Origin of the sequence: Bacillus sp. 103mf (assembly GCF_900116295.1) — a bacterium.
In the GTDB taxonomy this organism is placed as follows: Bacteria; Bacillota; Bacilli; order Bacillales; family Bacillaceae_G; genus Bacillus_A; species Bacillus_A bruguierae.
This window is the reverse complement of sequence record NZ_FPAF01000001.1, coordinates 994,269-1,020,008: the sequence shown is the minus strand read 5'-3', so window position 1 is coordinate 1,020,008 and position 25,740 is coordinate 994,269. Positions and strand designations below refer to the sequence as shown.

Annotated in this window: 26 protein-coding genes, 1 pseudogene and 1 other annotated feature; of the genes and pseudogenes, 23 read left to right on the top strand and 4 right to left on the bottom strand. The window is 37.5% G+C overall.

What is annotated here, in order from left to right; genetic code table 11:
* The first annotated feature begins 163 nt into the window (after positions 1 to 163).
* The 19 genes and pseudogenes from mreB to pheA all read left to right on the top strand — a co-directional run bounded on the left by mreB (position 164) and on the right by pheA (position 16,938).
* Positions 164 to 1,180, top strand: coding sequence for a cell shape-determining protein MreB (mreB, locus tag BM350_RS05210; RefSeq protein WP_090918665.1), 1,017 nt, complete (start codon positions 164 to 166; stop codon positions 1,178 to 1,180).
* Between the two features lie 49 nt (positions 1,181 to 1,229).
* Positions 1,230 to 2,084, top strand: coding sequence for a rod shape-determining protein MreC (gene mreC / locus BM350_RS05205; protein WP_090918663.1), 855 nt, complete (start codon positions 1,230 to 1,232; stop codon positions 2,082 to 2,084).
* A 12-nt stretch (positions 2,085 to 2,096) separates the two neighbouring features.
* Positions 2,097 to 2,639: a rod shape-determining protein MreD gene (gene mreD, locus BM350_RS05200; RefSeq protein ID WP_090918661.1), complete on the top strand. Its 543-nt coding sequence runs from the start codon at positions 2,097 to 2,099 to the stop codon at positions 2,637 to 2,639.
* A 35-nt stretch (positions 2,640 to 2,674) separates the two neighbouring features.
* Complete coding sequence (gene minC / locus BM350_RS05195; protein ID WP_090918659.1) at positions 2,675 to 3,361, top strand: septum site-determining protein MinC; 687 nt, start codon at positions 2,675 to 2,677, stop codon at positions 3,359 to 3,361.
* A 2-nt stretch (positions 3,362 to 3,363) separates the two neighbouring features.
* On the top strand, positions 3,364 to 4,161 hold the full coding sequence (gene minD / locus BM350_RS05190; protein WP_090918658.1) for a septum site-determining protein MinD: 798 nt from the start codon (positions 3,364 to 3,366) through the stop codon (positions 4,159 to 4,161).
* A 193-nt stretch (positions 4,162 to 4,354) separates the two neighbouring features.
* Complete coding sequence (locus BM350_RS05185; RefSeq protein WP_090918656.1) at positions 4,355 to 5,077, top strand: M23 family metallopeptidase; 723 nt, start codon at positions 4,355 to 4,357, stop codon at positions 5,075 to 5,077.
* Positions 5,070 to 5,930, top strand: a complete 861-nt coding sequence (locus BM350_RS05180; protein ID WP_090918655.1) for a M50 family metallopeptidase — start codon at positions 5,070 to 5,072, stop codon at positions 5,928 to 5,930. The genes BM350_RS05185 and BM350_RS05180 overlap by 8 nt, the downstream gene beginning before the upstream one ends.
* A 351-nt stretch (positions 5,931 to 6,281) precedes the next feature.
* On the top strand, positions 6,282 to 7,664 hold the full coding sequence (locus BM350_RS05175) for an Rne/Rng family ribonuclease (RefSeq protein WP_090918653.1): 1,383 nt from the start codon (positions 6,282 to 6,284) through the stop codon (positions 7,662 to 7,664).
* A 77-nt stretch (positions 7,665 to 7,741) separates the two neighbouring features.
* Positions 7,742 to 7,819: a sequence feature (ribosomal protein L21 leader region), on the top strand.
* Positions 7,820 to 7,833: 14 nt separating this feature from the next.
* Positions 7,834 to 8,142 (top strand): 50S ribosomal protein L21, encoded by a 309-nt coding sequence (gene rplU / locus BM350_RS05170; RefSeq protein ID WP_020059958.1) that lies wholly within the window; start codon positions 7,834 to 7,836, stop codon positions 8,140 to 8,142.
* Positions 8,143 to 8,153: 11 nt separating this feature from the next.
* On the top strand, positions 8,154 to 8,498 hold the full coding sequence (locus tag BM350_RS27220; protein ID WP_175483393.1) for a ribosomal-processing cysteine protease Prp: 345 nt from the start codon (positions 8,154 to 8,156) through the stop codon (positions 8,496 to 8,498).
* Positions 8,499 to 8,501: 3 nt separating this feature from the next.
* Positions 8,502 to 8,792, top strand: coding sequence for a 50S ribosomal protein L27 (gene rpmA, locus BM350_RS27215; RefSeq protein ID WP_175483392.1), 291 nt, complete (start codon positions 8,502 to 8,504; stop codon positions 8,790 to 8,792).
* Between the two features lie 65 nt (positions 8,793 to 8,857).
* Complete coding sequence (locus tag BM350_RS05160) at positions 8,858 to 9,406, top strand: sporulation initiation phosphotransferase B (protein ID WP_090918651.1); 549 nt, start codon at positions 8,858 to 8,860, stop codon at positions 9,404 to 9,406.
* Complete coding sequence (gene obgE / locus BM350_RS05155) at positions 9,406 to 10,692, top strand: GTPase ObgE (protein WP_090918649.1); 1,287 nt, start codon at positions 9,406 to 9,408, stop codon at positions 10,690 to 10,692. Before BM350_RS05160 ends, obgE begins: the two co-directional genes overlap by 1 nt.
* A gap of 280 nt (positions 10,693 to 10,972) precedes the next feature.
* Positions 10,973 to 11,680, top strand: coding sequence for a response regulator transcription factor (locus tag BM350_RS05150; RefSeq protein ID WP_090918647.1), 708 nt, complete (start codon positions 10,973 to 10,975; stop codon positions 11,678 to 11,680).
* Positions 11,670 to 12,752, top strand: a complete 1,083-nt coding sequence (locus BM350_RS05145) for a sensor histidine kinase (protein ID WP_090918645.1) — start codon at positions 11,670 to 11,672, stop codon at positions 12,750 to 12,752. Before BM350_RS05150 ends, BM350_RS05145 begins: the two co-directional genes overlap by 11 nt.
* Before the next feature lie 93 nt (positions 12,753 to 12,845).
* Positions 12,846 to 13,622, top strand: coding sequence for an ABC transporter ATP-binding protein (locus tag BM350_RS05140; protein WP_090918643.1), 777 nt, complete (start codon positions 12,846 to 12,848; stop codon positions 13,620 to 13,622).
* Between the two features lie 48 nt (positions 13,623 to 13,670).
* Positions 13,671 to 14,024 (top strand): annotated as a pseudogene (locus BM350_RS05135) (FtsX-like permease family protein); the annotation flags it as partial.
* A 50-nt stretch (positions 14,025 to 14,074) separates the two neighbouring features.
* Positions 14,075 to 15,985 (top strand): ABC transporter permease, encoded by a 1,911-nt coding sequence (locus BM350_RS05130; protein ID WP_090918641.1) that lies wholly within the window; start codon positions 14,075 to 14,077, stop codon positions 15,983 to 15,985.
* A gap of 98 nt (positions 15,986 to 16,083) precedes the next feature.
* Positions 16,084 to 16,938 carry a prephenate dehydratase gene (gene pheA, locus BM350_RS05125; RefSeq protein ID WP_090918639.1) on the top strand — a complete coding sequence of 285 codons (855 nt, stop codon included), beginning with the start codon at positions 16,084 to 16,086 and terminating at the stop codon, positions 16,936 to 16,938.
* Between the two features lie 397 nt (positions 16,939 to 17,335).
* Here pheA and BM350_RS05120 read toward each other — a convergent pair whose 3' ends face one another.
* The 4 genes from BM350_RS05120 to BM350_RS05105 all read right to left on the bottom strand — a co-directional run bounded on the left by BM350_RS05120 (position 17,336) and on the right by BM350_RS05105 (position 21,145).
* A complete protein-coding gene (locus BM350_RS05120) occupies positions 17,336 to 18,280 on the bottom strand; it encodes an MBL fold metallo-hydrolase (RefSeq protein ID WP_090918637.1) in 945 nt (314 codons plus the stop codon).
* Positions 18,281 to 18,728: 448 nt separating this feature from the next.
* Positions 18,729 to 19,376, bottom strand: a complete 648-nt coding sequence (locus BM350_RS05115; protein WP_090918635.1) for an MOSC domain-containing protein — start codon at positions 19,374 to 19,376, stop codon at positions 18,729 to 18,731.
* Positions 19,377 to 19,463: 87 nt separating this feature from the next.
* Positions 19,464 to 20,006: a transcription repressor NadR gene (locus BM350_RS05110; protein ID WP_090918633.1), complete on the bottom strand. Its 543-nt coding sequence runs from the start codon at positions 20,004 to 20,006 to the stop codon at positions 19,464 to 19,466.
* A complete protein-coding gene (locus tag BM350_RS05105) occupies positions 20,003 to 21,145 on the bottom strand; it encodes an IscS subfamily cysteine desulfurase (RefSeq protein ID WP_090918631.1) in 1,143 nt (380 codons plus the stop codon). The genes BM350_RS05110 and BM350_RS05105 overlap by 4 nt, the downstream gene beginning before the upstream one ends.
* A gap of 124 nt (positions 21,146 to 21,269) precedes the next feature.
* On the opposite strand from BM350_RS05105, the gene nadB reads away from it, so the two are divergent.
* The 4 genes from nadB to safA all read left to right on the top strand — a co-directional run.
* Positions 21,270 to 22,796, top strand: coding sequence for an L-aspartate oxidase (gene nadB / locus BM350_RS05100; protein ID WP_090918629.1), 1,527 nt, complete (start codon positions 21,270 to 21,272; stop codon positions 22,794 to 22,796).
* A 15-nt stretch (positions 22,797 to 22,811) separates the two neighbouring features.
* A complete protein-coding gene (nadC, locus tag BM350_RS05095) occupies positions 22,812 to 23,645 on the top strand; it encodes a carboxylating nicotinate-nucleotide diphosphorylase (protein ID WP_090918627.1) in 834 nt (277 codons plus the stop codon).
* A 25-nt stretch (positions 23,646 to 23,670) separates the two neighbouring features.
* The gene (gene nadA / locus BM350_RS05090; RefSeq protein WP_090918625.1) at positions 23,671 to 24,777 is read left to right on the top strand and encodes a quinolinate synthase NadA; all 1,107 of its coding nucleotides are present in this window, start codon (positions 23,671 to 23,673) and stop codon (positions 24,775 to 24,777) included.
* 232 nt (positions 24,778 to 25,009) lie between these two features.
* A partial coding sequence (safA, locus tag BM350_RS05085) for a SafA/ExsA family spore coat assembly protein (protein ID WP_139232924.1) occupies positions 25,010 to 25,740 on the top strand: 731 nt, incomplete at its 3' end.

The following is a 25,740-nucleotide window of genomic DNA, read 5'->3' as shown; positions in this document are numbered from 1 at the left end:
TTTTTCTTTATTTTGTTTTATAATGTGAGTTATGAGTTTTTTGTAGGCTTTCGTCTACACTATAACAAAGAACATGTAAAAACGTTATGTTTTATATAAATATAATAATATTTAAAGCAAAAAGTGAGCATTTTTGTTAAAATTAGAAAGGAAGATATATAATATGTTTGGATTTGGTGGTTTTACTCGTGACCTTGGAATAGACTTAGGAACAGCGAATACGCTTGTATATGTAAAAGGGAAAGGTGTCGTTGTACGTGAGCCATCTGTTGTGGCATTGCAAACAGATACAAAGCAAATTGTTGCAGTTGGTAACGATGCAAAACAAATGATTGGTCGTACACCTGGAAATGTTGTGGCACTTCGTCCGATGAAAGACGGTGTTATCGCTGATTATGAAACAACAGCAACAATGATGAAATACTATATTCAACAAGCACAGAAATCAAATGGCTTCTTCTCTCGTAAGCCTTACGTAATGGTATGTGTGCCATCTGGTATTACGGCGGTTGAAAAACGTGCGGTAATCGATGCAACTCGTCAAGCAGGTGCACGCGATGCATACCCAATTGAAGAACCATTTGCAGCTGCAATTGGTGCGAACTTACCTGTTTGGGAACCAACAGGAAGTATGGTTGTAGATATAGGCGGTGGTACAACAGAAGTTGCCATTATTTCTCTTGGCGGTATTGTAACAAGCCAATCTGTTCGTGTTGCTGGTGATGAAATGGACGATGCAATTATTCAGTACATTAAGAAAAACTACAATTTAATGATTGGGGAACGAACTTCAGAAGCATTAAAATTAGAAATTGGTTCTGCTGGCGAACCAGAAGGTGTTGAACCAATGGATATTCGTGGTCGTGATTTAGTGACTGGATTACCAAAAACGGTATCGATTCGTCCAGAAGAAATTGCATCAGCCTTAAAAGATACTGTAGATGCAATTGTTGAGTCTGTAAAAAACACATTAGAAAAAACTCCGCCAGAATTAGCAGCGGATATTATGGATCGTGGAATTGTTTTAACAGGTGGCGGTGCTTTGCTTCGTAATTTAGATAAAGTAATTAGCGAAGAAACAAGAATGCCAGTGCTTGTTGCAGAAAACCCATTAGATTGCGTAGCAATTGGAACAGGTAAAGCGTTAGACAATATCGATCTTTTCAAAAGTGCTCGATAAAATCCATTATTTCAACATAAAAAATTAGTGAATTTAAGAGGGTGTGAACGTGCCACAGTTTTTCTTAAACAAAAGATTAATTGTTTTATTAGTTAGTATTATTCTTCTCGTGGCATTGATCGGAATCTCATTGAAAGAACGGAAAAATCTAACGTGGCCAGAGCAGTTTGTAAAGGATACCGTAGGAGTTGTAGAACGTGTATTTCAAAAGCCAGCGAATTATGTTGCCGGATTCTTTGAGAACATAGAAGATGTAAAGCGCACGTATGAAGAAAATAAAGAATTAAAAGCAAAATTGGACAAGTATGCAGAGTTGTCCGTAAAGGTAAAAGAATTAGAAAAAACAAATGAAGAACTTCGTGATATTCTTGGGAAAAAAGATACACTTCGTGATTTTAACCCTGTTCACGCAACTGTCATTAATCGTAATCCAGATAAATGGAATGACATAATTGGTATTGATAAAGGTGCACAGGAAGGCATTCAAAAAGATGCGGCTGTTATTACATCAAAAGGTTTAATTGGAAAAGTAAAAAGCGTTTCACAGTTCACTTCCACAGTTGAGCTCATAAGCTCATTAAATCGAACAAATCGTATTTCAGCTGTTGTCCGAGGAGATAGCAATGTTTTCGGATTAATTGAAGGGTACGATAAAGAAAAGCAGCAGCTTGTTTTCACAAAAATTCCATCTGGTGTAAAAGTAGAGAAGGATCAAACGGTCGTAACTTCAGGCCTTGGCGGTGTGTTCCCAGATGGATTGGTTATTGGACAAATCGTTGAGGTAACAGCTGATGAGTATGGATTAACACAAACAGCTTATATCAAGCCTGCAGCAGATTTAAATGATGTCAACAATGTTATGGTTGCAAAACGAACTATGCCGACAGTGGATATAGGGAAATAGGAGGGGGAAGAGATGGAGATTATAAAAAAAGCGATTCTTCCTCTTCTACTTCTTTTCGCATTTGTATTGGAGAGTATGTTTTCTACTATTGTTCCAACGGGTCTTTTTTGGAAGCATACAATTGTAGCACCGCATTTTTTAATGATTGTTTTATGTTTTATTACGATTTACTTTAATTCTGTACAAGGTGTTTACTACGGACTACTATTTGGATTTTTATTCGATATAGTACATACCGAGCTAGTTGGTGTGTATATATTTGCTTATCCGATCTTAGCTTATCTTGTCTATCAGGCAATGCGAATTTTACAAGTGAACCTTTTTATTGTGTTCTTTATTGTATTAGCAAGCATTGCTGCGCTAGAGTATTATGTGTATGGATTTTTGACGCTAATTGGTCGTGTTCATATGTCAGCACATATCTTTTTTACAGATCGTCTTCTTCCGACATTGTTATTGAACGGAATTTTTTTACTACTGTTTTGTTTCCCACTGAAACGATATATTTTACGTCTTTCAGATGCCATGGAAGAAAAAGAAAAAAGGATTTTCTAATTTTATGTCGAATTAAACCGGTGGGGTGAGCATTGGTGACAGAAAAAAAGCAACAAAATGTGACTATAAAAGGGACGAAGGATGGTTTAGCATTACATCTGGAGGATTCCTGTTCATTTCGCGAATTGTTACAAGAACTTGACGAAAAGCTTTCAACCCATTATTACGAGGGTGATGGACGCTCTTTAATTGAAGTACAGGTCAAAGTTGGGAATCGTTATGTAACAGAAGTGCAACAAGAAGAGTTGCGCACGCTAATTCGTAATAAAAAGAATTTAGTTGTAGATTCTATTGAGAGTGATGTTGTAACGAAAGAACAAGCGTTAGCATGGAAAGAAGAAACAGAAATTGTTTCTGTTTCAAAAATTGTTCGCTCAGGTCAAATATTGCGTGTAAAAGGCGATTTATTATTGATTGGAGATGTGAATCCAGGCGGTACGGTTATCGCCGGAGGAAATATTTTTATTATGGGAACATTACGAGGAATTGCACATGCTGGATATTATGGGGATGCAGAAGCTGTTATAGCAGCTTCTGTTATGAATCCAATGCAGCTTCGGATTAGCGACGTGACAACGCGCGCTCCTGAGGAGAAAGAAGACGGGGCGGAAGGGGCAGAATGTGCCTACATTAATGAGAACAATCACATTGTTGTCGATCGCATTCAACTTCTCACTCATCTTAGACCTAATTTAACAAGGTTAGAAAGGGGAATTGTATAGCTGTGGGAGAGGCAATAGTTATTACATCTGGAAAAGGCGGAGTAGGTAAAACTACAACGTCTGCAAATATTGGTACAGCCTTGGCGTTATCTGGGAAAAAAATATGTTTGATTGATACAGATATTGGCTTGCGAAATTTAGACGTAGTAATGGGGTTGGAAAACCGTATTGTATATGATCTCGTTGATGTTGTTGAAGGGCGTTGTCGTTTACCTCAAGCTCTTATTAGAGATAAGCGCTTTGATGAACTCTATTTATTACCTGCAGCACAAACGAGTGACAAATCAGCGGTAACACCTGAACAAATGGAAGAATTAATACAGCAACTACGTCAAGATTATGATTACATATTAATTGATTGCCCAGCAGGTATTGAACAAGGCTTTAAAAACGCTGTGGCAGGTGCTGATAAAGCGATTGTTGTGACAACACCAGAAGTATCTTCAATGCGTGACGCTGATCGGATTATCGGACTATTGGAAAAAGAAGATATCGAGCCACCGAAGTTAATTATCAATCGTGTGCGTGGTCATATGCTACATGAACAAGATATGTTGGATGTAGATGAAATTGTACGTACCTTGTCAATTGAATTGCTTGGGGTCGTAGAAGATGATGATGAGGTGATTCGAGCAACAAATACAGGAGAGCCTGTAGCGTTGCAACCGAATGGAAAAGCATCAATTGCTTATCGAAATATTGCAAGACGTTTGCTTGGAGAAAATGTGCCATTGCAACCGCTTGAAAATGGAAAAGAATCAGTATTTACGAAAATGAAAAAATTCTTCGGGATACGTTAAGAGCACTTCGTATATATGCGGGGTGCTTTTTTTTTGTATTCCTGCTAAAAATGTAGCAGAAGGTAGGAATGCTAAGTGCTGGCATACGTGAAATTACTTTAATTAACCTTCTAGGAGAAAAGCATTCCCATGAATATCTTTCTCGGACAACTCATACATATGTACAAACTGATGGAAAGAGGAAGGGGTCAGGATGAGAAATAAGCGAGTAGAAGAAATAAAAAAACGTATTGCTAAGAGGAAAGCAGAGCAGGAAAAAAGAGAAGAAGATAAGTTGTTTTCATTTGAAGAACAAGAATATACACCGCTTTTTGCTGAAGAAGGAGAAGAAGCACATCCTCTCTTCCGCAAGGAAATATTTCTCTTTAAGTTACTACTATCCGCTATTCTTGTTCTTGTCGTAGCCATCTTATTTAAAAACACAACAAATTCTTTTGAAGGAGCACGTACAGTTGTTAAACAAACAATGAAAGAAGAGTTTCAATTTGCATTTGTTTCAAAGTGGTATGAATCACAGTTTGGAAAACCACTATCTTTTTTTCCTTCTAGTGAAAAGAAAACAACTCAGAAAGAAAAGAATTATGCTGTTCCTGCCTCAGGAAAAGTAATGCAAAGTTTTCAGGCAAACGGACAAGGTGTGTTTGTACAAACAGCTACGAATGCCGTTGTGGAATCAGTTAATGAAGGAATTGTTGTCTCGATCGATCAAAAAGAGGAGTTTGGAAATACAGTTGAAATCCAACATGCAGATGGTACGGAATCTTGGTACGGAAACTTAGGAGAAACATCAGTTAAGTTATATGATTATGTAGCGAAAAAGCAAAAAGTTGGAACAGTTGCAAATGGAAAATTTTATTTTGCATTTAAAAAGAATGAAAAATTTATTGATCCAATTCAGGTGATTTCATTTGAATAAATATAGTGAGGTTTTTTCAAAGATTACCATTCATCCATTGTTTTGGGGAATTATAGCAATTGCGGTTTTTACAGCTCGTTTTAAAGAGGTTCTCATTTTATTTTTCATTGTCTTTATTCATGAATTAGGTCATGCGATAGCAGCTGCCCATTTTAAATGGCGCATTAAGCGAATTCAGCTATTGCCATTTGGCGGGGTAGCTGAGCTTGATGAGCATGGGAATAAGCCGTTAAAAGAAGAGGCAATCGTTATTATAGCAGGGCCTGTTCAACACGTATGGATGGTAGCCGCAGCCTACTTATTGTACACAGTAGGCTGGATGGGAGAGAACTTTTATCATTTTTTCATGTGGAACAATATGCTTATTTTGTGCTTCAATTTATTACCGATTTGGCCTCTTGATGGGGGGAAGATTGTACTGAATATATTGTCGCATCGCTTTCCATTTTTACAAGCACATAATATTATGATGAGAATATCAATTGTTTGCCTGAGCGTTGTATTAGGATTGCAGCTTTTCTGGAATGGAAAGAATATGATGATGTGGGCGTTACTTCTTTTTTTAGCATTTTCCTTATTCCAAGAATGGAAACAGCGCCGCTATGCATTTATGCGCTTTTTATTGGAGCGTTATTATGGGAAAAAACAAGAAATTATAAAGGTAGCAGCTATTACAGTTGGGAAAGAAGCGAGTTTGTATCATATTTTCACGCAGTTTCGAAGGGGCTATAAGCATTCGATTATTATTCAAGGAGATCATAAAAATCAATACACGCTAGATGAAAATGAATTGCTTTACGCATATTTTACAGAAAAAAGAACAACATCATCCATAGAAGAGTTAATTGGTTAGTGTTGACGGTAACACTAACCTTTTATTATTGTATAAAAAAGGATAATTACTCAGTCACTCTGTGAAAAAAGGAAGAAAAGCATTTTTTTTAAATAGTCGAGAGGGACTGGCTATGTATAGGAGCGGTCAGGACCTTTTCCTGCCACGTACAAAGTTTTAAAACAAAGAAAGGCAGCAAGGTGTAGGTCCATTTTTATCTTCGTGGCAGCAACCTATATGCTGAAAAATGAAAATAACTTTCTATAGGTAATAAGGAGCGTATTTTCACTGGAATCATACCTCTTACCAAATTTCTAAATGAAATGTATAGCTGAGTAGTTACAAAAAAAGGATAAAAGAGAGGAATAGACTTTGAAAACGTTATACATAAATTACATCGGTTCGGAAAAACGAGTTGCTGTTGAAGAAGAGCAAGAGATTGTAGAACTCTTATGGCAACGAAATGAACAAAAACAAATTGTTGGAAATATATATATTGGTCGTGTCATGCGAACAATCGCGGGGATGAACGCTGCTTTTGTCAATATTGGTTTAGAGAAGCATGCCTATTTGTCCTATGAAAACGTACCATCAGCTATGCGGTTACATGAAGGACAAGCAATCCTTGTACAAGTAGTGAAAGAGGCGATTGATACGAAAGGGCCAAAAATAACCGCGAATATAGAATTCACCGGGAAATATGTTGTATATATGCCCTATGACACAGTTTTTGCCGTTTCCCGGAAAATAAAGGATGCGAAAAAACGAGAACAACTTCTTGCGCTAGAAAAAACAGGAGGATTTATTTTCCGTTCTGCATGTGAGAAAGTTCAGATAGAAGAAATACAAGCGGAGATGCATCGTCTTCAGTTGCAATTTGAACTTGTGAAAAAACAAGAACAGCGAGGAAAAGCCCCACTTCTTGTTCATTCTTCTTCTAATTTTTTAGATCGAATCTTTCAAGAGATACCAGTAGAGACGGTTTCACAGGTGATTGTAGATCAGCGCAGTATGATACAGGAATTAGGAGAGAGAATAGGTGCAGAAAAAGTTACTTTCTTTCATGAAAAGACGCCATTATTTGCCCGCTATGGAATTGACCGTGAAATTGAAAAGGCACTGCAAAAGGTAGTGTGGCTTCCAAACGGAGCATATTTACTCATTGAACAAATGGAAACGATGACTGTAATTGATGTAAACACTGGTAAATTCACCGGGAAACAAAATTTACAAGATACAGTGTTACGCACAAATGAACTAGCAGCAAAAGAAATTGCACGGCAGCTGCGACTTCGTGATATTGGTGGGATGATTTTAATCGATTTTATTAATATGAAGCGCCGCGAAGAAAAAGAAAAAATAAGAGACATCGTAAAGTTGCACTTAGAAAAAGACCACACTTATACGAGAGTGTTAGGATTTACAGAGCTTGGTATTTTAGAAATAACAAGAAAACGAAAAAAACAATCGCTTCGTGATACGCTATTAACAGATTGCATGATTTGTCAAAGCAGTGGTTATGTGTTATCGCATGAAACGGTAGCATATGAGTTAGAGAGAGAACTAATCGCTTATAATGGAACAGATGACGAAGCTGTTTTAATCGCTGCTCATCCCAATGTGCAGCAAATCTTTTTTGAAAAAGAACTGCAGCGCAATATATCTTTTCAAATTTATTTTATTGATGATGAAGCAGCATGTTACACGATTCAACGCTTTGGAACAAAGGAAGAGATACGCACGCGGAAAAAATAGTTAGTAGAAGATTCATTGACAATGGGCTATGTTTCGTGATAACATCTCTATGTTATAGTTTATAGCACCTAAACGGCTATATACTACAACCGCGCAGGACAGGTTCCTAAAAGACATTGTATGTCTACCTCGTTTTGGCGAGTCTTAGTAATTATGAGGAGGTGCAATTATGTACGCAATTATCGAAACAGGTGGAAAACAAATTAAAGTTGAAGCTGGTCAAGCAATCTACGTAGAGAAATTAGACGTAGAAGCTGGTGAAACTGTTACTTTTGACAAAGTTCTTTTCGTTGGTGGCGAAACTGTTAAAGTTGGTAGCCCAGTTGTAGAAGGTGCAACGGTTACTGCGAAAGTTGAAAAACAAGGTCGCGCTAAGAAAATCATCGTTTTCAAATACAAAGCGAAAAAGAACAATCGTAAAAAACAAGGTCACCGTCAACCATACACGAAATTAGTGATTGAAGCAATCAACGCTTAATTCGGGTTGTCATGATTAAAATTACGATTAACCGCACGAAATTAGGAAGTATCCAATCATTTAAAATGACCGGGCATGCGAACTTCGCTCCGCATGGACAAGATCTTGTCTGTGCTGCAACGACAGCGGTTGTGTTTGGTGCAATAAATGCAGTGGAATCACTTTGTAGTGTGCAAGCAACTATTGAACTTGGAAAAGATGGTGGATTCTTGATGTATGAATTGCCTAGTGATCTAGATGATTCTACAAAAGAAAAAGCATGTTTTCTGTTAGAGGGCATGGTTGTTTCGCTTAAAACGATTGAACTTGATTACGGAAAATATATCCGATTAATAGAAAAAGTGCAGGAGGTGTAACGTATGTTAAGATTAGATCTTCAGTTTTTCGCATCTAAGAAAGGTGTAGGTAGCACAAAGAACGGTCGTGACTCTATCTCAAAACGTCTTGGTGCTAAGCGTGCAGACGGTCAATTCGTAACAGGTGGATCAATCCTTTACCGTCAACGCGGTACAAAAATTTATCCAGGTGTTAACGTTGGTCGTGGTGGCGATGACACATTATACGCGAAAGTTGACGGCGTAGTACGCTTCGAGCGTCTTGGCCGTGACCGCAAACAAGTGAGCGTATATCCTGTTGCTCAAGAAGCATAAGAAACTCACGGAAAACTCTAACCTGAGTGCAGGTTAGAGTTTTTCTATATTAAAGGGGTATATGAATGAAAGAAAAATGGACAATTATAGATGCGTTGCGTCATTCAAGACATGATTGGCTTAATCGTATGCAGATGATTAAAGGAAATCTTTCGCTTGGAAGAGTGGAAGAAATTCATGGACTCATCGATCGTTTTGTCCAAGAAGCGAGACAAGAATCGAATCTGATGGGGCTTTCTATGCCCAAGTTTTCAGAATGGATTTTAACATATAATTGGAAACAGCACCCGTGCTTGTTGGAGTACGAAGTATTAGGAAAAATACATAACTTATCTCATCTAGATGAAAAAGTATCTATATGGACGGCTCAATTTTTCCAAATGCTTGAGCATAGTTTAGACATTTATGTTGAAAATTATGTTTGTATCACAGTTGAATGTGAAGGTGAGGATGCTCGTTTCTTTTTTGATTTTCGTGGCAAGCTAACAAGTGTACAAGAAATAGAAGAGTGGCTTGCTCATCAATATAATAAATGGTTTTCCATTTCTTATACAGTGCGAGATGAAGAAATCTCGGTTATATTGCAATTACTAGAAAAAAGTGTGGTGAGATAATGTTTGTAGATCAGGTCAAGATATATGTAAAAGGCGGCGATGGTGGAAACGGAATGGTTGCGTATCGTCGTGAGAAATATGTTCCAAAAGGTGGCCCAGCAGGCGGTGACGGTGGTAAAGGTGCCGATGTTGTTTTCGTGGTAGACGAAGGGTTACGTACATTAATGGATTTCCGCTATCAGCGTCATTTTAAAGCAGATCGCGGTCAACATGGAATGAGTAAAAACCAACATGGCCGTAAAGCGGATGATTTAATTGTAAAGGTTCCGCCGGGAACAGTTGTAAAAGATGTAGCTACTGGTCAAATTCTTGCGGATTTAGTAACGCATGAGCAATCAGCAGTTATCGCAAAAGGTGGCCGTGGTGGTCGTGGTAACTCACGTTTTGCAACGCCAACGAACCCAGCTCCAGAAATTGCTGAGAACGGGGAACCAGGTCAAGAGCGTGAAGTAGTACTAGAATTGAAAGTGTTAGCTGATGTAGGGCTTGTGGGATTCCCAAGTGTCGGTAAATCAACATTATTATCTGTTGTATCATCAGCACGTCCAAAAATTGCTGAATATCACTTCACAACAATTGTTCCAAACCTTGGAGTAGTTGAAACAGGTGATGGACGCAGCTTCGTTATGGCAGACCTTCCAGGATTGATTGAAGGAGCACACGCAGGTGTTGGACTTGGACATCAATTCTTACGTCATATTGAGCGTACACGTGTTATTATTCATGTGATTGATATGTCTGGTTTAGAAGGACGTGATCCATATGAGGATTACGTAACAATTAATAATGAATTAAAAGAATACAATCTGCGTCTAACAGAGCGTCCACAAGTTGTTGTTGCAAACAAAATGGATATGCCAGAGGCAGAAGAAAATTTACAAGCGTTCAAAGAAAAAGTGGGCGATGAAGTGAAAATCTTCCCAATTTCTGCAGTAACGCGTCAAGGTGTTCGTGATTTACTATTTGAAGTAGCAAATCTTATCGAAACAACACCAGAATTCCCAATACACGAAGTTGTAGATGAATCTGAAGCAAGTGTAATGTACAAATTTGAGGGTGAAGGCTCTAAATTTGAAATTACACGTGAAAGCGATGGTACATTTGTGATTTCTGGTTATGATATTGAGAAAACATTCAAGATGACAGACTTTACTCGTGATGAGTCTGTACGTAGATTTGCTCGTCAAATGCGCGGTATGGGTATTGATGAAGCACTTCGCGCACGCGGTGCAAAAGACGGCGATATTGTAAAAATCCTTGAATATGAATTTGAATTTATCGATTAAGACTGCCGAAATGAGGCAGTCTTTTTTGTCCCGCTATTTGCGGGCAGTAATACTCCCACCTCAAAATTCAGCGAAAGCATTGTCCAGCTCCAGTGGCTAGAATGTTCGGTGGTTTCGCTTCTTCCTATGAGGTAAAAAACCCCCACTGATTAAAGTTTCACTTTATGCCGAAATAAAAACTCTCCTCAAATGGGAATTTACCCTTATAATGGAAAAGGGTAGGTGTAGGGCAGATAGTAATGGTGTCTACATGTACTTCTTATAAGGGAGTGGGAATGATATGTATAAAATATTAATTGTAGAAGATGATTTGAAAATTGCTGATATTTTAGAAGGGCATCTCGATAAATACGGTTATCGGTCATTCCGTGTACAAGATTTTCGTCATATAAAAGATGAATTTGCAAAAGTGAACCCACATTTAGTTTTACTTGATATTAATTTACCGTATTTTGATGGGTTCTATTGGTGCCGCCAAATTCGTACTGTTTCCAATGCGCCGATTATTTTTGTATCTGCACGTACAGGAGAGATGGATCAAGTAATGGCGATTGAAAATGGTGGTGATGATTATATTACGAAGCCGTTTCATTTAGATATTGTTATGGCAAAAGTGAAAAGTGCGCTGCGCCGTGTGTATGGTGAATATGCATCAGGGGCAGAGAGCGATTATTTTGGCGTGAATGGGTTACTTTTATATCCAGCGCAGCACATGGCAGAGTGGCAAGGAAAGCAAATAGAACTTACAAAAAATGAGTACTATTTATTAGAATGCTTAATGAAGCAAGCGGATCAATATGTAACGAGAGAAGAGTTACTAGAAGCATTATGGGATGAGATTGCTTTTGTTGATGATAATACATTAACTGTAAATGTAAAGCGTGTCCGTAAAAAGTTAGAAGAGATAGGGATTACTGATGCAATTGTTACGAAGCGGAGCTATGGATATGCGCTTTTGACGAATTGGGTGAACGAACATGAATCTTAAAAAATATGTGATGGATCGCATTGCATTACTTGTTTCCTACATGATGAGTATCGTTTTATTTGGTCTTGTCTTGCAGTTGCAAGCTTTTTTACAGAAGCAATCTATAAATTGGAGTACATGGCTATATGGATTTTTATTATCAATCGTTGTTTTCGTTTTCTTTCTGATGCATGATTACCGGAAAAGACAAGCCTTTTTACAAAAGGTGGAACATTACATTGCAGAGGGACATGAGTTGCATCATTCTTTATCTGTCAGTTCGTCCTATTCATACGAACAAGAAGTAATTGTGGAAGCTTTTTCGCTCTTAAGGCAACAGTATATGAATGAAATGCATGAACAACAGGCAAAAGGGGAACAGCAAACAATCTTTATGAATCAGTGGATTCACCAAATGAAAACACCGGTATCTGTCATTGAATTATTGCTGCAAAAACTTGGACAAACGCACCGCGAGGCAAGAGATACGATTGAAAGTATCCGTGAAGAAAATAATCGTATTTTACATGGGTTAGATTTAGCGCTTCATATGGCACGCCTCGAACAGTTTGGAAAAGATTATAAAATAGAAGAAGTTAATGTGGTGGATATTGTTCGTGATAGTATTAATCAGCATAAAAAAACATTTATTCAGTATGCTGTATATCCAAAGGTTCTGTTTGAGAAAGAACAGTATGTGGTAGCTTCGGATCAAAAATGGCTCAGCATTGCAATGAATCAAATTGTGATGAATGCCCTGAAGTATACAAGAATTACAGAGAAAGAGAAAAAAGAAATTACATTTCAAATCGAAGAAACAGAAAGTGTTATTGTATTACATATCCGTGATAATGGAATAGGTATTCCAAAGCAAGATATAAAACGAATTTTTGAACCGTTTTTTACAGGAGTGAATGGACGGAAAACGAGGGAAGCAACAGGGATGGGGTTATATATTACAAAGCAAATTTGTGATCATCTTAGCCATGGAATTTCTGTACAATCAATAGAGAAGGAAGGAACAACGTTTACGTTCCAATTCTCAAAAGATAAAGGATATCATCAAATGATGAGGAAAATGACAAAATTGTAAGATAACAAACTGTTTTGTAAGAGAAATCACTCGTTACTTTCCCTCGTTTTTTCTATAGTAAAAGTAAGGAGACAACATATAGGGGGATTCGAAATGAGCGTTCTTGAAGTAAAAGGTTTGACAAAGGTGTATCAATCAAAAGGTTCGGTAACGACAACAGCGCTGAATAATATTAACTTTAAAATTGAAGAAGGTGAATTTGTCGGCATTATGGGGCCATCAGGAAGTGGGAAAACAACGCTTCTAAATTTATTAGCAACCATTGATAAGCCAACATCAGGTCACGTTTATATGAACGGTGAAGAGATTAGTCAAATGCGTGCTGTTAAACTTGCGGCGTTTCGCCGTACACATTTAGGATTTATTTTCCAAGATTTTAATTTGCTTGATACGTTATCAATTAAGGAAAATATCATTTTGCCGCTTGTAATGGCAAATCGGCCTGTGAAAGAAATTGATGCAAAAGTATTAGAAATTGCAAAGTTTCTAAACATAGAGGGAATTTTACATAAAAAAGTGTATGAAGTATCAGGTGGTCAGCAGCAACGTGCGGCAGCAGCACGGGCGATTATTCATCAGCCGACTTTAATTTTAGCTGATGAACCGACAGGAAACTTAGACTCCAAATCAGCAAAATCATTGATGGGTGCTCTGCAGGAACTTCATGAAGAGAAGAAAGTGACGATTGCGATGGTAACGCATGATCCTGTTGCGGCGAGCTATTGTGAACGCATTTTATTTATTCGTGACGGTGAAATTTTCTCAGAGATTCATAAAGGAGAAACAAAGCAAGCCTTCTTCCAAGAAATATTAGACGTACTGGCGATGCTAGGAGGAGAGTACCATGAACTTTCGCCAGCTCGCGTTTAATAATGTCAAAGGGAATTGGCGTAATTATAAAGCGTTTTTAATTAGTAGTTGTTTATCGGATTCTTTATAACAGTACTCTTTTTCTTCTTCGCTTGCAGCATGACATACTTTAAGTGGTTTAATGATAAAGAACAAGACCGTATTCAATTTTATTCTTTAAAACGAATCGGTATGACGGATCAAGAAATTCGTAAAATTGCAGTTCGGCAAATGGGAGCGATTTTCTTTATTTCGATTTTGATAGGTGTTTTGCATAGTGGATTTACATTATATACGTTAGGGAACATGTTGTATTTAGACTTATGGAAATCAGGAGCGGTTATTATTACAGTATATGTACTAGCATCCGCATTATATTTTGCGATTGCACAAAGAGGATATTTAAAACATGTAAAAAGCTAGGACTTCCTAGCTTTTTACATATGTAACGGTTTTTAGAGGAGGTGGGGGCGGTGAAGTTTTATCAACTTACATTTCAAAATGTTAGAGGGAATTGGCACAACTACAAAATATTTTTCTTAAGTAGTTGTTTCTCAGTTTTTGCTTTTTTTATGTATACATCCATTATTATGCATCCTAATATGAGAACGGATCATCTGTATGAGGGGATACAGGCAGGTCTAATTGTATGCGATGTAATTGTAATTGCTTTCTCAATTCTATTTATTCTGTATTCTAGTTCGATCTTTATACAGTCTCGAAAAAAAGAATTTGGGTTATTCATATTAATGGGAGCTACGAAAGTAAATATTATATGGATGATGATCATGGAGCAAATGGCGGTAGGCTTCTTTGCGAGCTTTTTCGGCATTGGGATTGGGACGTTATTTTTAAAGCTATTTTTTATGATTTTTAGTTTATTACTTAATATGCCGACTGAATTGCCGTTTGTGCTCAGTTCAAAAGCGATTGTGATAACGATGATGACATATGGTGCCATATTTCTTCTTTTAGCCATTTTTAGTGCGCTGCGCATATGGAAAATAGAAGTTATTCATCTATTAAAAGAAATGCAAGAAGGAAAAAAAGAAACGAGAAGTAAGAAGTGGCTATGTTGGTTCGGCTTCGCCTGTATAGGTATCAGTTATTGGTTAACAACAAAAGTGACGATGGAGAACATTGCTCTTTATTTTATACCTGTTTCTATTTTAACAACAGTTGGAACGTATTTTGTATGTATACATAGCATGATTCAAGTATTACAAGGAATCAAAAATAGAAAGAGTGTCATGTATCGTTATCCGTATTTATTCGTTGTCAATCAGTTGTTGCATACAGTGAAAGATAATCGACGCTTTTTCTTTATTTTATCTATGCTAACAACGATCGTAGTAACGGCGACAGGCTCTGTTTATTTGTTTTTTTCCAATACGAGAGAACTATTTCGCTATGAACAGCCGCATGCTTTTTCATATGTCGAAAAAGGGATCGGTTCTAAAGAAGTAATGGAAAAAGAAACGGTTGAAAAGTTGTTTCGTAAGCATGGTGTCAATGATTTTCGTTACGTAACGTTTATTGGAATCCCAGCAACATTTCAATTGGATTCCGGTAAAGAGTCTTATGCAACTGTGATTGGAGAAGATGAATATAATAGAGAAGCAAAAAGGCAGTCGAAGAAGCAAATTCATCCAAAAGAGGGAACAGTGACGTTTATTTATTATAGTAATTATGATTTTCTTCCTAAGTATCCTAAGAAATATATACATTTTAAAGTACTAGGGGAAACATATCGTTTTACATATAACGGAGCATATGAAGGGAATGCCTTTAATAGTGATACAAGTCAGCGGAGCGGAAGATTCCTCGTTATGCACAATCAAGATTTTCAGAAGCTTTCTCGTCAAGTTCCTAATCACGAAAAATATGTATATAACGGATATGATTTACGAGATTGGAACAATACAGAAAGATTAGGTGAAGAATTACAATCTCACATTTTAAAAGGGACAGAATCAGTAATTCGTAATAATATGTACATATATAAGGCAACGAAAGACGGAGGGAATCTAGTATTATTTGTCGGCTCGTTCATTAGTATCCTCTTTTTTCTAGCGTCTTGTAGCACAGTCTATTTTAAATGGTTTCATAATATTGAATATGACCGCTTGCAATATCGAGCTCTTTTGAAAATCGGAATGACAAAACAAGAAATAGATAAAATTTCACGTTGGCAATTAGGGATTCTATTCTTTTTCCCAGTTTTATTAGGAAGCGTACATAGTGCAGTTGCTTTACATACGTGCCAAAAGGCCTTTTTTATGAAATCATCTTGGCTCGTTTTAGAGGTTATTGCTATTTATCTCATCGCATGTATATGCTATTTCTTCTTTGCGCAAAAAGAATACATGAAACATATCGGCTAGCTCTTGCTAGTCTTTTTTTGTTGTAATTTTCGAAAAACAAGTAGAAGAATAGAGGTGTTTATGATATAACAGTAAGAAAACGAAAAAGAGGGGAAAAGATGACGATTCGAGTTGGCTATTTAGGACCAGAAGCAACATTTACAAATATGGCGGTGAGTCGCTTCTTTCCTGAGGCTGAACATGTACCATATCGAACCATTCCAGATTGTATAGATGCAGCAGCAAATGATGTTGTTGATTTTGCGGTTGTACCGCTTGAAAATGCAATTGAAGGCTCTGTCAATATTACGATTGATTATCTTGTACATGAGCAAACGCTGCCGATTGTTGGCGAAATTACAGTGCCTGTTCAGCAACATTTGCTCGTTCATCCGCAGTACGTACAATGTTGGCAAGATGTATATGCGGTGCATTCTCATCCACATGCGATTGCGCAGTGTCATAAGTTTTTAAATCAAAAATTAAAAGGTGTGACAGTGCGTGATATGACATCAACGAGTGCTGCTGCGCAGTTTGTGATGGAACATCCAGAAGAAAAAATTGCGGCAATTGCTAATGAGGCTGCGGCAGAAAAGTATGGATTATCCATTGTTCAGCGTGATATTCATACGCATAAAAATAATCATACACGTTTTCTCGTATTGCATAAGCATGAACAAGTGAAATTACCGAGAAATGGAGAGCGCCGTGGAAAGAAAACAACGCTTATGATAACGTTACCTTTAGACTATGCAGGAGTATTATATCAAGTGTTATCAGCATTTGCATGGAGGAAATTAAATCTTTCCAAAATTGAGTCTCGTCCAATGAAAACAGGGCTTGGCAATTATTTTTTCTTAATTGATGTCGAAAACGAGTATGATGATGTTCTGCTTCCAGGAGTGAGAATGGAATTAGAAGCACTTGGTTTTTCGGTTACATTACTTGGGAGTTATTCTTCTTATTGGGTGTGAAAAAAGAATCTCATTTCGTATTTTATCCCGCATTAACGGGCAGTAAGACCCCCACCTCAAGATTCAGAGAGAAACGTTGTCCAGCTCTAGCGGCTAGAATCTCCGGTCGTTTCGTCCCCTCCGACGTCCTGCGTTTCTGAGCGAGCCGCTTCCGCTTTTCTAAAGAAGATAGGTGGGGGATAACTGCCCGTAAAAGCCCGATTGGGCGGACTTTCCATCAGTGGGAGATGAAAAAACTCTCCACTGATGGAAGTTTCACTTTATCAAGATTTAAATGTTAAAAACAAAACACGCTAATATATTATATACGAGTAATATGTTTCGCTCATTTCAGTACAATAAACAAGTTACTTTAGAAACAATATTTTCCCTAAATTTTGTTTCTAACAATCTACTACTATTTTTCTTTATGTTCATTGTATACAATAGTAAGGTTTCGTTTGTATCCATCGACACCTGTCCAGTTGGCATATTCTTTAGGAATATTAGTTGATAAGAGTTGTTCTAAGGATTCTCCCTTTTCTAAAGAAGATGCTACTCTCATGTTAAGGTGCTGCAAATATTGTGATATAACTCCAATTTGATCTTTTGTCACTATATTACCATGACCAGGAATGATTGTTTGTATATCAATCGCATCAACTTTAGATAAGTTGTCAATAAATTGCTGGGAATTAAAAATAGGAGGATGTAGATTCTCTAAGACTAGATCGCCCATAAATGCAATTTTCTCCTCTGGTAAATATAGAAATGCATCACTTGGAGTATGACCACCTCCGTAGCAATATAATTCAATTGTTCGGCAAGTTCCGTGAATTACAAGTTTATCATTAAAGGTCAAACTTGGAAGTACAATTCGTAATTCAGGTAATGATGCGTGTACTTTTGACATTTCTTTAAATTGACTATCAAGGCTTTCTAATAAGACTGGATCACTTTCAGTCATTATTCTTTGTTCTAGTTGATTCAAGTATAGTTGCATTTCTACTTGCTCTTTATTTAAATCTATAATAACGTTTTGCTCTGCATGTAAATCTCTTGTAAGTGAAGTTGAAATGATTGTTACGTCTTCAAAAATTTGATTACCAAAAGTGTGATCTCCGTGGTAATGGCTATTAAAAACATATTTAATTTTTTTTTGAGTAATATCTTCTGTTACTTTTCGCAAATCTCTAGCAGCTTTAGGAGTTACAAATGTATCAAATATAAGAACCTCGTCCCCTAAATCAATGAAACCAGCATTACTCATTGCCCCTTCACCTTTTTTGGCGATTGCAGCATACACACCTTCAGAAAGTTTTGCTATTGAAAAATAAGATGATGTTGTGTTAATAATTTGCATAGGTGATCACCTCCAAATAATTTGAACGTTTCTCTATTTCATAAATATTATTTTCAACTTACTAGAGTGATTAAGTATTAAACGTAACCTTACCATATTTAAAGAAAGTATGCTCTTATATCTCTAACTATATATACAAGTTAAAAAACTGATGTAAAACCCCCTTTCTTTTTAGGGAGGCGAGAGTATCTGGCCGCGCATAGAAACGGTCAGGGCCTTTTTCTACCACATGCCAGGTTTAAAACAAAAGAAGAAAGCGATTGCAGGTCATATTGTATTCTGCATAGCAGCGACTTATATGTTGAAAAATCAAAATGGATTTATATACTATTGTATATTGAACAGATGTAATGGGATTTCTATTCCACACAAACGAGCAGTAAGACTTCGGTTGGTGAAGTGACCATCAGTGAAGATGAAGAAATCTCTCATGAGTTGAAGTCTTATACTATTTTAATTTCTCAAGCCGTGCGGTTAATGATTTTCGCCACTCTTCTGCTAGTTCAGGAACGGCGACAATTTTTTCCATACTCTCTACATCTTTTTGCCCTCGGAAATAGATTTCGTTCGCAAATAGAATGGAAACTTGATGTGGATGACGTTCGAGTAATGTAATTGGTGAATCTTTACGAACCGTTCCTTCTTGCAAAACACGACATAAATATCCTGTATAGCCAGTTTCAACAATGCGAGGTAAAATGCTAGGAATGCCGAGTCGTTTCGAAATTGTACTGCATGGAACTCTTCCTTGCGTCACTTGAACAATTGCATCTCCGAGCTGATAAATGTCGCCAATACAAACATCTTGCTCTACCATATTTGTAACTGTTACATTCTCTCCAAATGCAGATGAAGGAAGTGATGTATGAAACTCGTTTTCCCACAAATCATAATGTTCATAGGGATAAACACAAACGGCACGATCAGGCCCACCGTGAAAGCGTAAGTCCGCAACACCGTCTCCTTGAAATCCATCTTTTGATAAAAAAGCATCCTTAACAAGCTGTTTACATATACCGCTTGTCATTTCTTTATTTTCTGCATATTGAATCGTTTTTGGTTTCCCGATGCTAAAATGAATGAGTTCAATTACCATATATTTTCTCCTTTCCCATTATTTTTTCTATTGTAGCATGATGAAAATAAAAAACGCACAGAGAAAGTAAAATTCTCTGTACGTTTTTTAATGAACAAGAAATCCTGCCCGGTCTAATGCCTCGCAAGCAGCATTTAACTTTTCAAGCGAATCTGCTTCAATTGTATGCAAATGAATTCCATTTGTAAGCTGTGATAAGTAAGTTGCGTTTGTTTTTTCAATCTTGTTTAAATACTGCTCGACTTCAAAGCGATTACTTACCATAATGGAAGCTGTTAAATCTCCATATACTGGATGCTCCACTTTTACATCTTTAATTGTAACGCCATGGTCGACAAGTAGCGTGAGTTCTTTACGAACTTCATTGGGCTGATGCTGACAAACGATGATACGTTCAAATGTATGTTGTTTTTCTGTCGGTTTTAAATATAAATATCCTTGCGCCGTTGCAATAATGGGTTCGTTTCGTGCTTTTAATAAAGAAATATCTTGTACGATAACTTGACGGCTTACATTTGTTTTCTTTGCTAATTCACTACCGGACAATGGTTTATTTGCAGCGAGGAGCCACTCTAAAATGAGCTGTCTTCTTTCCTCGCCTAAAATCTTTTTTTGTTCATTTTGATTCATGTTCTATTAACCCCTCTATTGAATTGATTTCTAACTGTTGCAATTGCATGAATCGCTGCATCGATATGTTCTGTTGTTGTTTGCTGTCCAAGTGAAAAACGAACATATTGCTTCGCCTCGTCATGTTCTTTTCCAATCGCAAGCATCGTTTTAGAAGGCTCTTGTTTCCCAATTTGACAAGCACTTCCTGTTGAAATAGCAATACCACGACGATTGCACTCTAGCATCGTATACTGACCTTCTATTCCTTTTATTGTAACCCCAATGATATGCGGTAAACAAGAAATAGAATGACCTTCAATTTGTATTTCGGGTGAAAGAGCTTGTAATTGCTTGATAAAGTATGTTCGTAATTCTTGTAAACGTCCCATTTCCTCTTGGCGGTTCTGTAGTATATGCTGCGCTGCTGTAATAAATGAAGCGACGCCAGGGACATTCACGGTGCCGGGGCGAAACCCTCTTTCATGAGAGGTTCCTGGAAACACTTCTCCCCAACGAACTTGCGGGTTTATATAGCATGCGCCGACTCCTTTTGGTCCATAAATTTTATGCGCTGAAACAGAGAGGCTATCAATATTCATTTCTTCTACATCAATCGGCATTTTTCCAAATGATTGTACGCAATCTGTATGAAATAAGACGTTATATTTTTGGAGAATGGCTCCAATTTCAGCAATTGGTTGCAGCGTGCCAATTTCAGAGTTTCCATGTTGAATGCTTGCAAGTACAGTTTGTTTTGTAATGGAACGCTCAAGTATTTCGAGTTGAATCATGCCAAATCGATCCACAGGTATTTCAGTAATTTCATAGCCCTGCTTTTGAAGAAGGCGAAAATAATTTCGGATCGATGCATGTTCAATAGGTGTTGTAATGATATGCGTACCGTTTCGAGTATTTAGTAATGATTGAATCGCAAGATAGTTTGATTCAGATCCGCCGCTCGTAAAAAAAACGCCTTGTTCTTTTCCTTCGATCATCGCAGCAAATGTTTGGCGGCAAGATTGTAACAAAGAGGAGGCAGTCCCACCAATATCGTGTAAGCTTTGCTCGTTTCCAAAATAACGTTCAGCGGCTTTCGTGTATGTTTCTAGCGCTTCTTTACTCATAGGTGTTGTTGCAGCATAATCCATATATATCATAGAACATAGCCCTTTCTGTATAAGATTTTCTTGTCGTTTTCTAAAAAGTTCTTGTTATTATTTTAAATATATGTAAATATAGGTGTCAAGACAGTTGAAAAGTGTAAAGTAGGGGGCAATGAAAATGCCAAATGCAGATGTCTTAATTATTGGAAGCGGGGTTGCAGCGCTGCGCGTTGCACAAACCATTTGCCACGAAAAGAATGTGATGATTATCACAAAGAAAACAGGGCGAAATAACAATACAAATTTAGCACAAGGTGGGATTGCAGCTGCAGTTGCTTCATTTGATCATCCAGACGATCATTATGAAGATACGCTTACAGCAGGCTGCCATTATAACAATACGGAAGCTGTTCGTTATTTAGTAGAGCAAGGGCCGAAAGAAATGAAAATATTATTAGATAACGGTATGAGTTTTGACGGCGATGAACGAGGGCTACACTTTGGAAAAGAAGGGGCGCATCGAAAACGACGTATTTTACATGCAGGCGGGGATGCAACCGGAAAAAATTTATTAGCGCATCTTGCAGAGCAAGTACTTCCATACGTGACAATTGTTGAACAAGAAATGGTCTTGGATTTTATAATAGAAAATCAGACTTGCCACGGTGTTGTAGCGCGTGATAGTGAAGGGAATATACAACAGTATGACGCGCAGAGTGTTGTACTAGCAACAGGCGGTATTGGAGGATTATATGCGTTTACCTCCAATGATTGTACTGTTACAGGTGATGGCTTAGCGATGGTATATCGAGCCGGGGGAGAGCTTGTTGATTTAGAATTTGTACAGTTTCATCCAACGATGTTATACGTAAATGGTGCTTGCTGCGGCCTTGTATCAGAAGCGGTGCGCGGAGAAGGAGCTATTCTTCGAAATGGAAAAGGAGAGCGCTTTATGACGAATGTTCATGAACAACAAGACCTTGCGCCGCGTGATGTGGTCGCGCGTGCTATTCATGAACAAATGCTAGCTGGTGAAAAAGTGCACTTAGATATATCATCTATTACAAATTTTGAAGAACGTTTTCCAACCGTCTCTTTTTTATGTGAAAAAAGTGGCGTTAACGTGGAAAGTAAGTGCATTCCAGTAGTGCCAGGTGCGCATTTTCATATGGGCGGCGTAAAAACAAATTGTAACGGGGAAACATCGATCAATCGTCTATATGCAGTTGGCGAAGTGGCATGTAATGGTGTACATGGTGCCAATCGCCTTGCGAGTAATTCATTATTAGAAGGTCTTGTATTTGGAAAACGTGTCGGGGAACACATTTTAGCGAATAGTAGGCCACGAATAGTGAGCAACAATGAAATAATGAAAGGTGATTTACAGCAAATAAAATTACCAAAAAAAGAAGAACTACAAGAGATGATGATGAAATACGTTGGAATTGTCCGCACAGAAGAAGGCTTATTGTATGCGAAGCAATGGTTAGAGCAGTATGGAACCTATAATAAAATGCTTCTATATAAAAATTTTACAAATGAGGATATAACAATTATCAATATGTTAACGGTTTGTCAGCTGCTAACAAAAGCTGCACTGCAAAGAAAAGAGAGTATTGGCGGTCATTATCGCAGTGACTTTCCAAATCGTAGTAATAAGACACACGAAATTGTAATGAGAAGAAATATGTTGCGATTCGCGTAAGAAAAGAGGGGTACTATGAATGCATTAAAAGTAAAAGAGGCATTAAAACAATTTTTTCTAGAAGATATCGGGGAGCGAGACGTAACATCGCAGCTTATTTTTCCAAACGACCAGCAAGCAAAGGGAACGTTACTTGTTAAAGATACAGGTGTGTTTGCAGGAGCTGATGTGATTAAGGAAGGTTTTGCATTATTAGATAATCGAATTGAAGTTATACTTCATAAAAAAGATGGGGACATGGTAACAAACGGAGACATCCTTGCTACTATACAAGGGCCGATTGCTTCTTTATTAACAGCAGAGCGTGTTGTGTTAAATGTTATTCAGCGTATGAGCGGCGTAGCGACGATGACAAGAAAAGCAGTTACTGCACTCGGAAGCGATCATACACGCATTTGTGATACGAGAAAAACGATGCCAGGGCTTCGTATGTTTGATAAATATGCCGTTGTATGTGGCGGCGGTTATAATCATCGTTTCGGATTATACGATGGTGTCATGATTAAAGATAATCATATTGCATTTGCTGGATCGATTACAAAAGCGGTAACAGTGGTGAAAGAACAGCTGGGACATATGGTGAAAGTAGAAGTAGAAACAGAGACGGAAGAACAAGTATTAGAAGCAATTTCTGCCGGAGCAGACATTATTATGTTTGATAATCGTACATCAGAAGAAGTACGTGAATATTGTAAGCTCGTTCCAAGCGCAATTGTTACAGAAGCTTCAGGTGGGATTACGATGGAAAATATAGCGAAGTATGGCCAAACAGGTGTGGATTACATTTCGTTAGGATTGTTAACGCATTCTGTTAAAGCGTTAGATATTAGTTTCAATATTGAAGTGTGATTGAGAGAAGAGGGGGACTTCACTGATGGATATTTTAGAGATAGTGCAACCGATTGAAACGATGTTACCAGATCGTTATGAAACAATGTCAATTGAAGAGATGGAAGCGCGTGTTCGTGAAATTAAAGAAAAGTTAGGGGGGAAGCTTTTCATTCCAGGGCATCATTATCAAAAAGATGAGGTTGTCCAATTTTCAGATTCCACGGGAGATTCCTTGCAGCTTGCACAAGTAGCAGCGCGTAATAAAGAGGCAAAGTATATTGTATTTTGTGGTGTTCACTTTATGGCAGAAACAGCTGATATGCTAACAACAGATGAACAAATTGTTATTCTTCCTGATATGCGAGCTGGTTGTTCTATGGCTGATATGGCTGATATTGAACAAACGGAGCGAGCTTGGAAAGAATTGCAGCAATTATTTGGAGATACAATGCTTCCGTTAACCTATGTAAATTCAACTGCTGCGATTAAAGCATTTTGCGGCCGAAATGGCGGCGCGACAGTTACATCTTCTAATGCGAAAAAGATGGTAAAATGGGCGTTTACACAAAAAGAGCGGATTTTATTCTTACCAGATCAGCATTTAGGACGTAATACAGCATATGACCTAGGTGTACCACTAGAAAAAATGGCAGTTTGGGACCCACACACAGATTCATTGGAATATGACGGGAACATGGAAGATGTTCAAGTTATTTTATGGAAAGGACATTGTTCTGTCCATCAAAATTTTACTGTGAAAAATATTGAAAGTGTAAGGAGAAATCATCCGGATATGAATATTATTGTTCATCCGGAGTGTTGCTATGAAGTTGTTACAGCTTCTGATTATGCAGGCTCAACAAAATATATTATTGATATGATTGAAAAAGCTCCGTCTGGAAGTAAGTGGGCAATCGGTACAGAAATGAACTTAGTTAATCGTATTATTCAGCAGCACCCAGATAAAGAAATTATTTCGTTAAATCCATTTATGTGCCCATGCTTAACGATGAATCGTATCGATTTACCACATTTACTATGGGTACTGGAAGCAACCTTGCGCGGCGAGCATGTAAATGTAATTGAAGTAGATAAAAAAGTAACGGAAGAAGCGGTACTTGCATTAAACAGAATGTTAGAGCGAGTATAAAAGCGGCGGATTTTCGTTGCTTTTTCTTTTGTACATAATTTTGCTTTTATGAGCATACATTGTGGTGAAGCAATCATTGTGTTTATATTCGTTTTTATCCCGCTATTTGTGGACAGTAAGACCGTACCTCAAGATTTAGAGAAAAGCGAATAAGATAAGCGGGGGATGAAGAAAATCTCCACTGATGGAAGTTTCACTTTATTATAGATAAGTTATACAGGAGGGGGAAAATTTGAAAATTCATATCGTACAAAAAGGGGATACCCTTTGGAAAATTGCGAAAAAGTACGGGGTAGATTTTGAAACATTAAAAAAAGCGAATGCACAGCTCAGTAATCCTGACTTAATTATGCCTGGCATGAAAATTAAAGTACCATCCAATAGCATTCCAATTAAAAAAAATCCAGGTGCTGGTTCAGTCCCTCCAAAAGAATATGTAAAAGAAGTACAGCAAAAAGAATTCCCTGTAGCACCGAAAACTCTTGGTATAGAGGAAGAGGAAGAAATGGCTCCACAAGCTGGACCAATTACAGAAAAGCCAGCAGCACAAATGGGACAGAAGGAAATGCAGATAAAACCCCAAAAAGAAGTGCAAAAAGAACAGCCTATACAAAAAGAAGTGCAAAAAGAACAGCCTATACAAAAAGAAGTGCAAAAGGAGCAACCGATACAAAAAGAGAAGCCGGTGGAAAAACAACCTATTGTTGAAAAACAACCTATTGTTGAAAAGCAACCGACTGTTAGTAAAGTGGAAAAACAAAAGGAGAGCACAAAATTTTCCGTAAACATTTTACCACAACCACCGCAACCGCCAGTCAAATCAGCGAAAGAATATAAAATTGCAGATATTATAAAAAAAGGAAACGATTTAATTGCTCCGCAAGTAAATAAAATGAAAGGAAGCAATGTCGTTGCACCAGAAGTGAAGAAAGAAAATGTAAGCAACATTGTTGCACCGGAAGT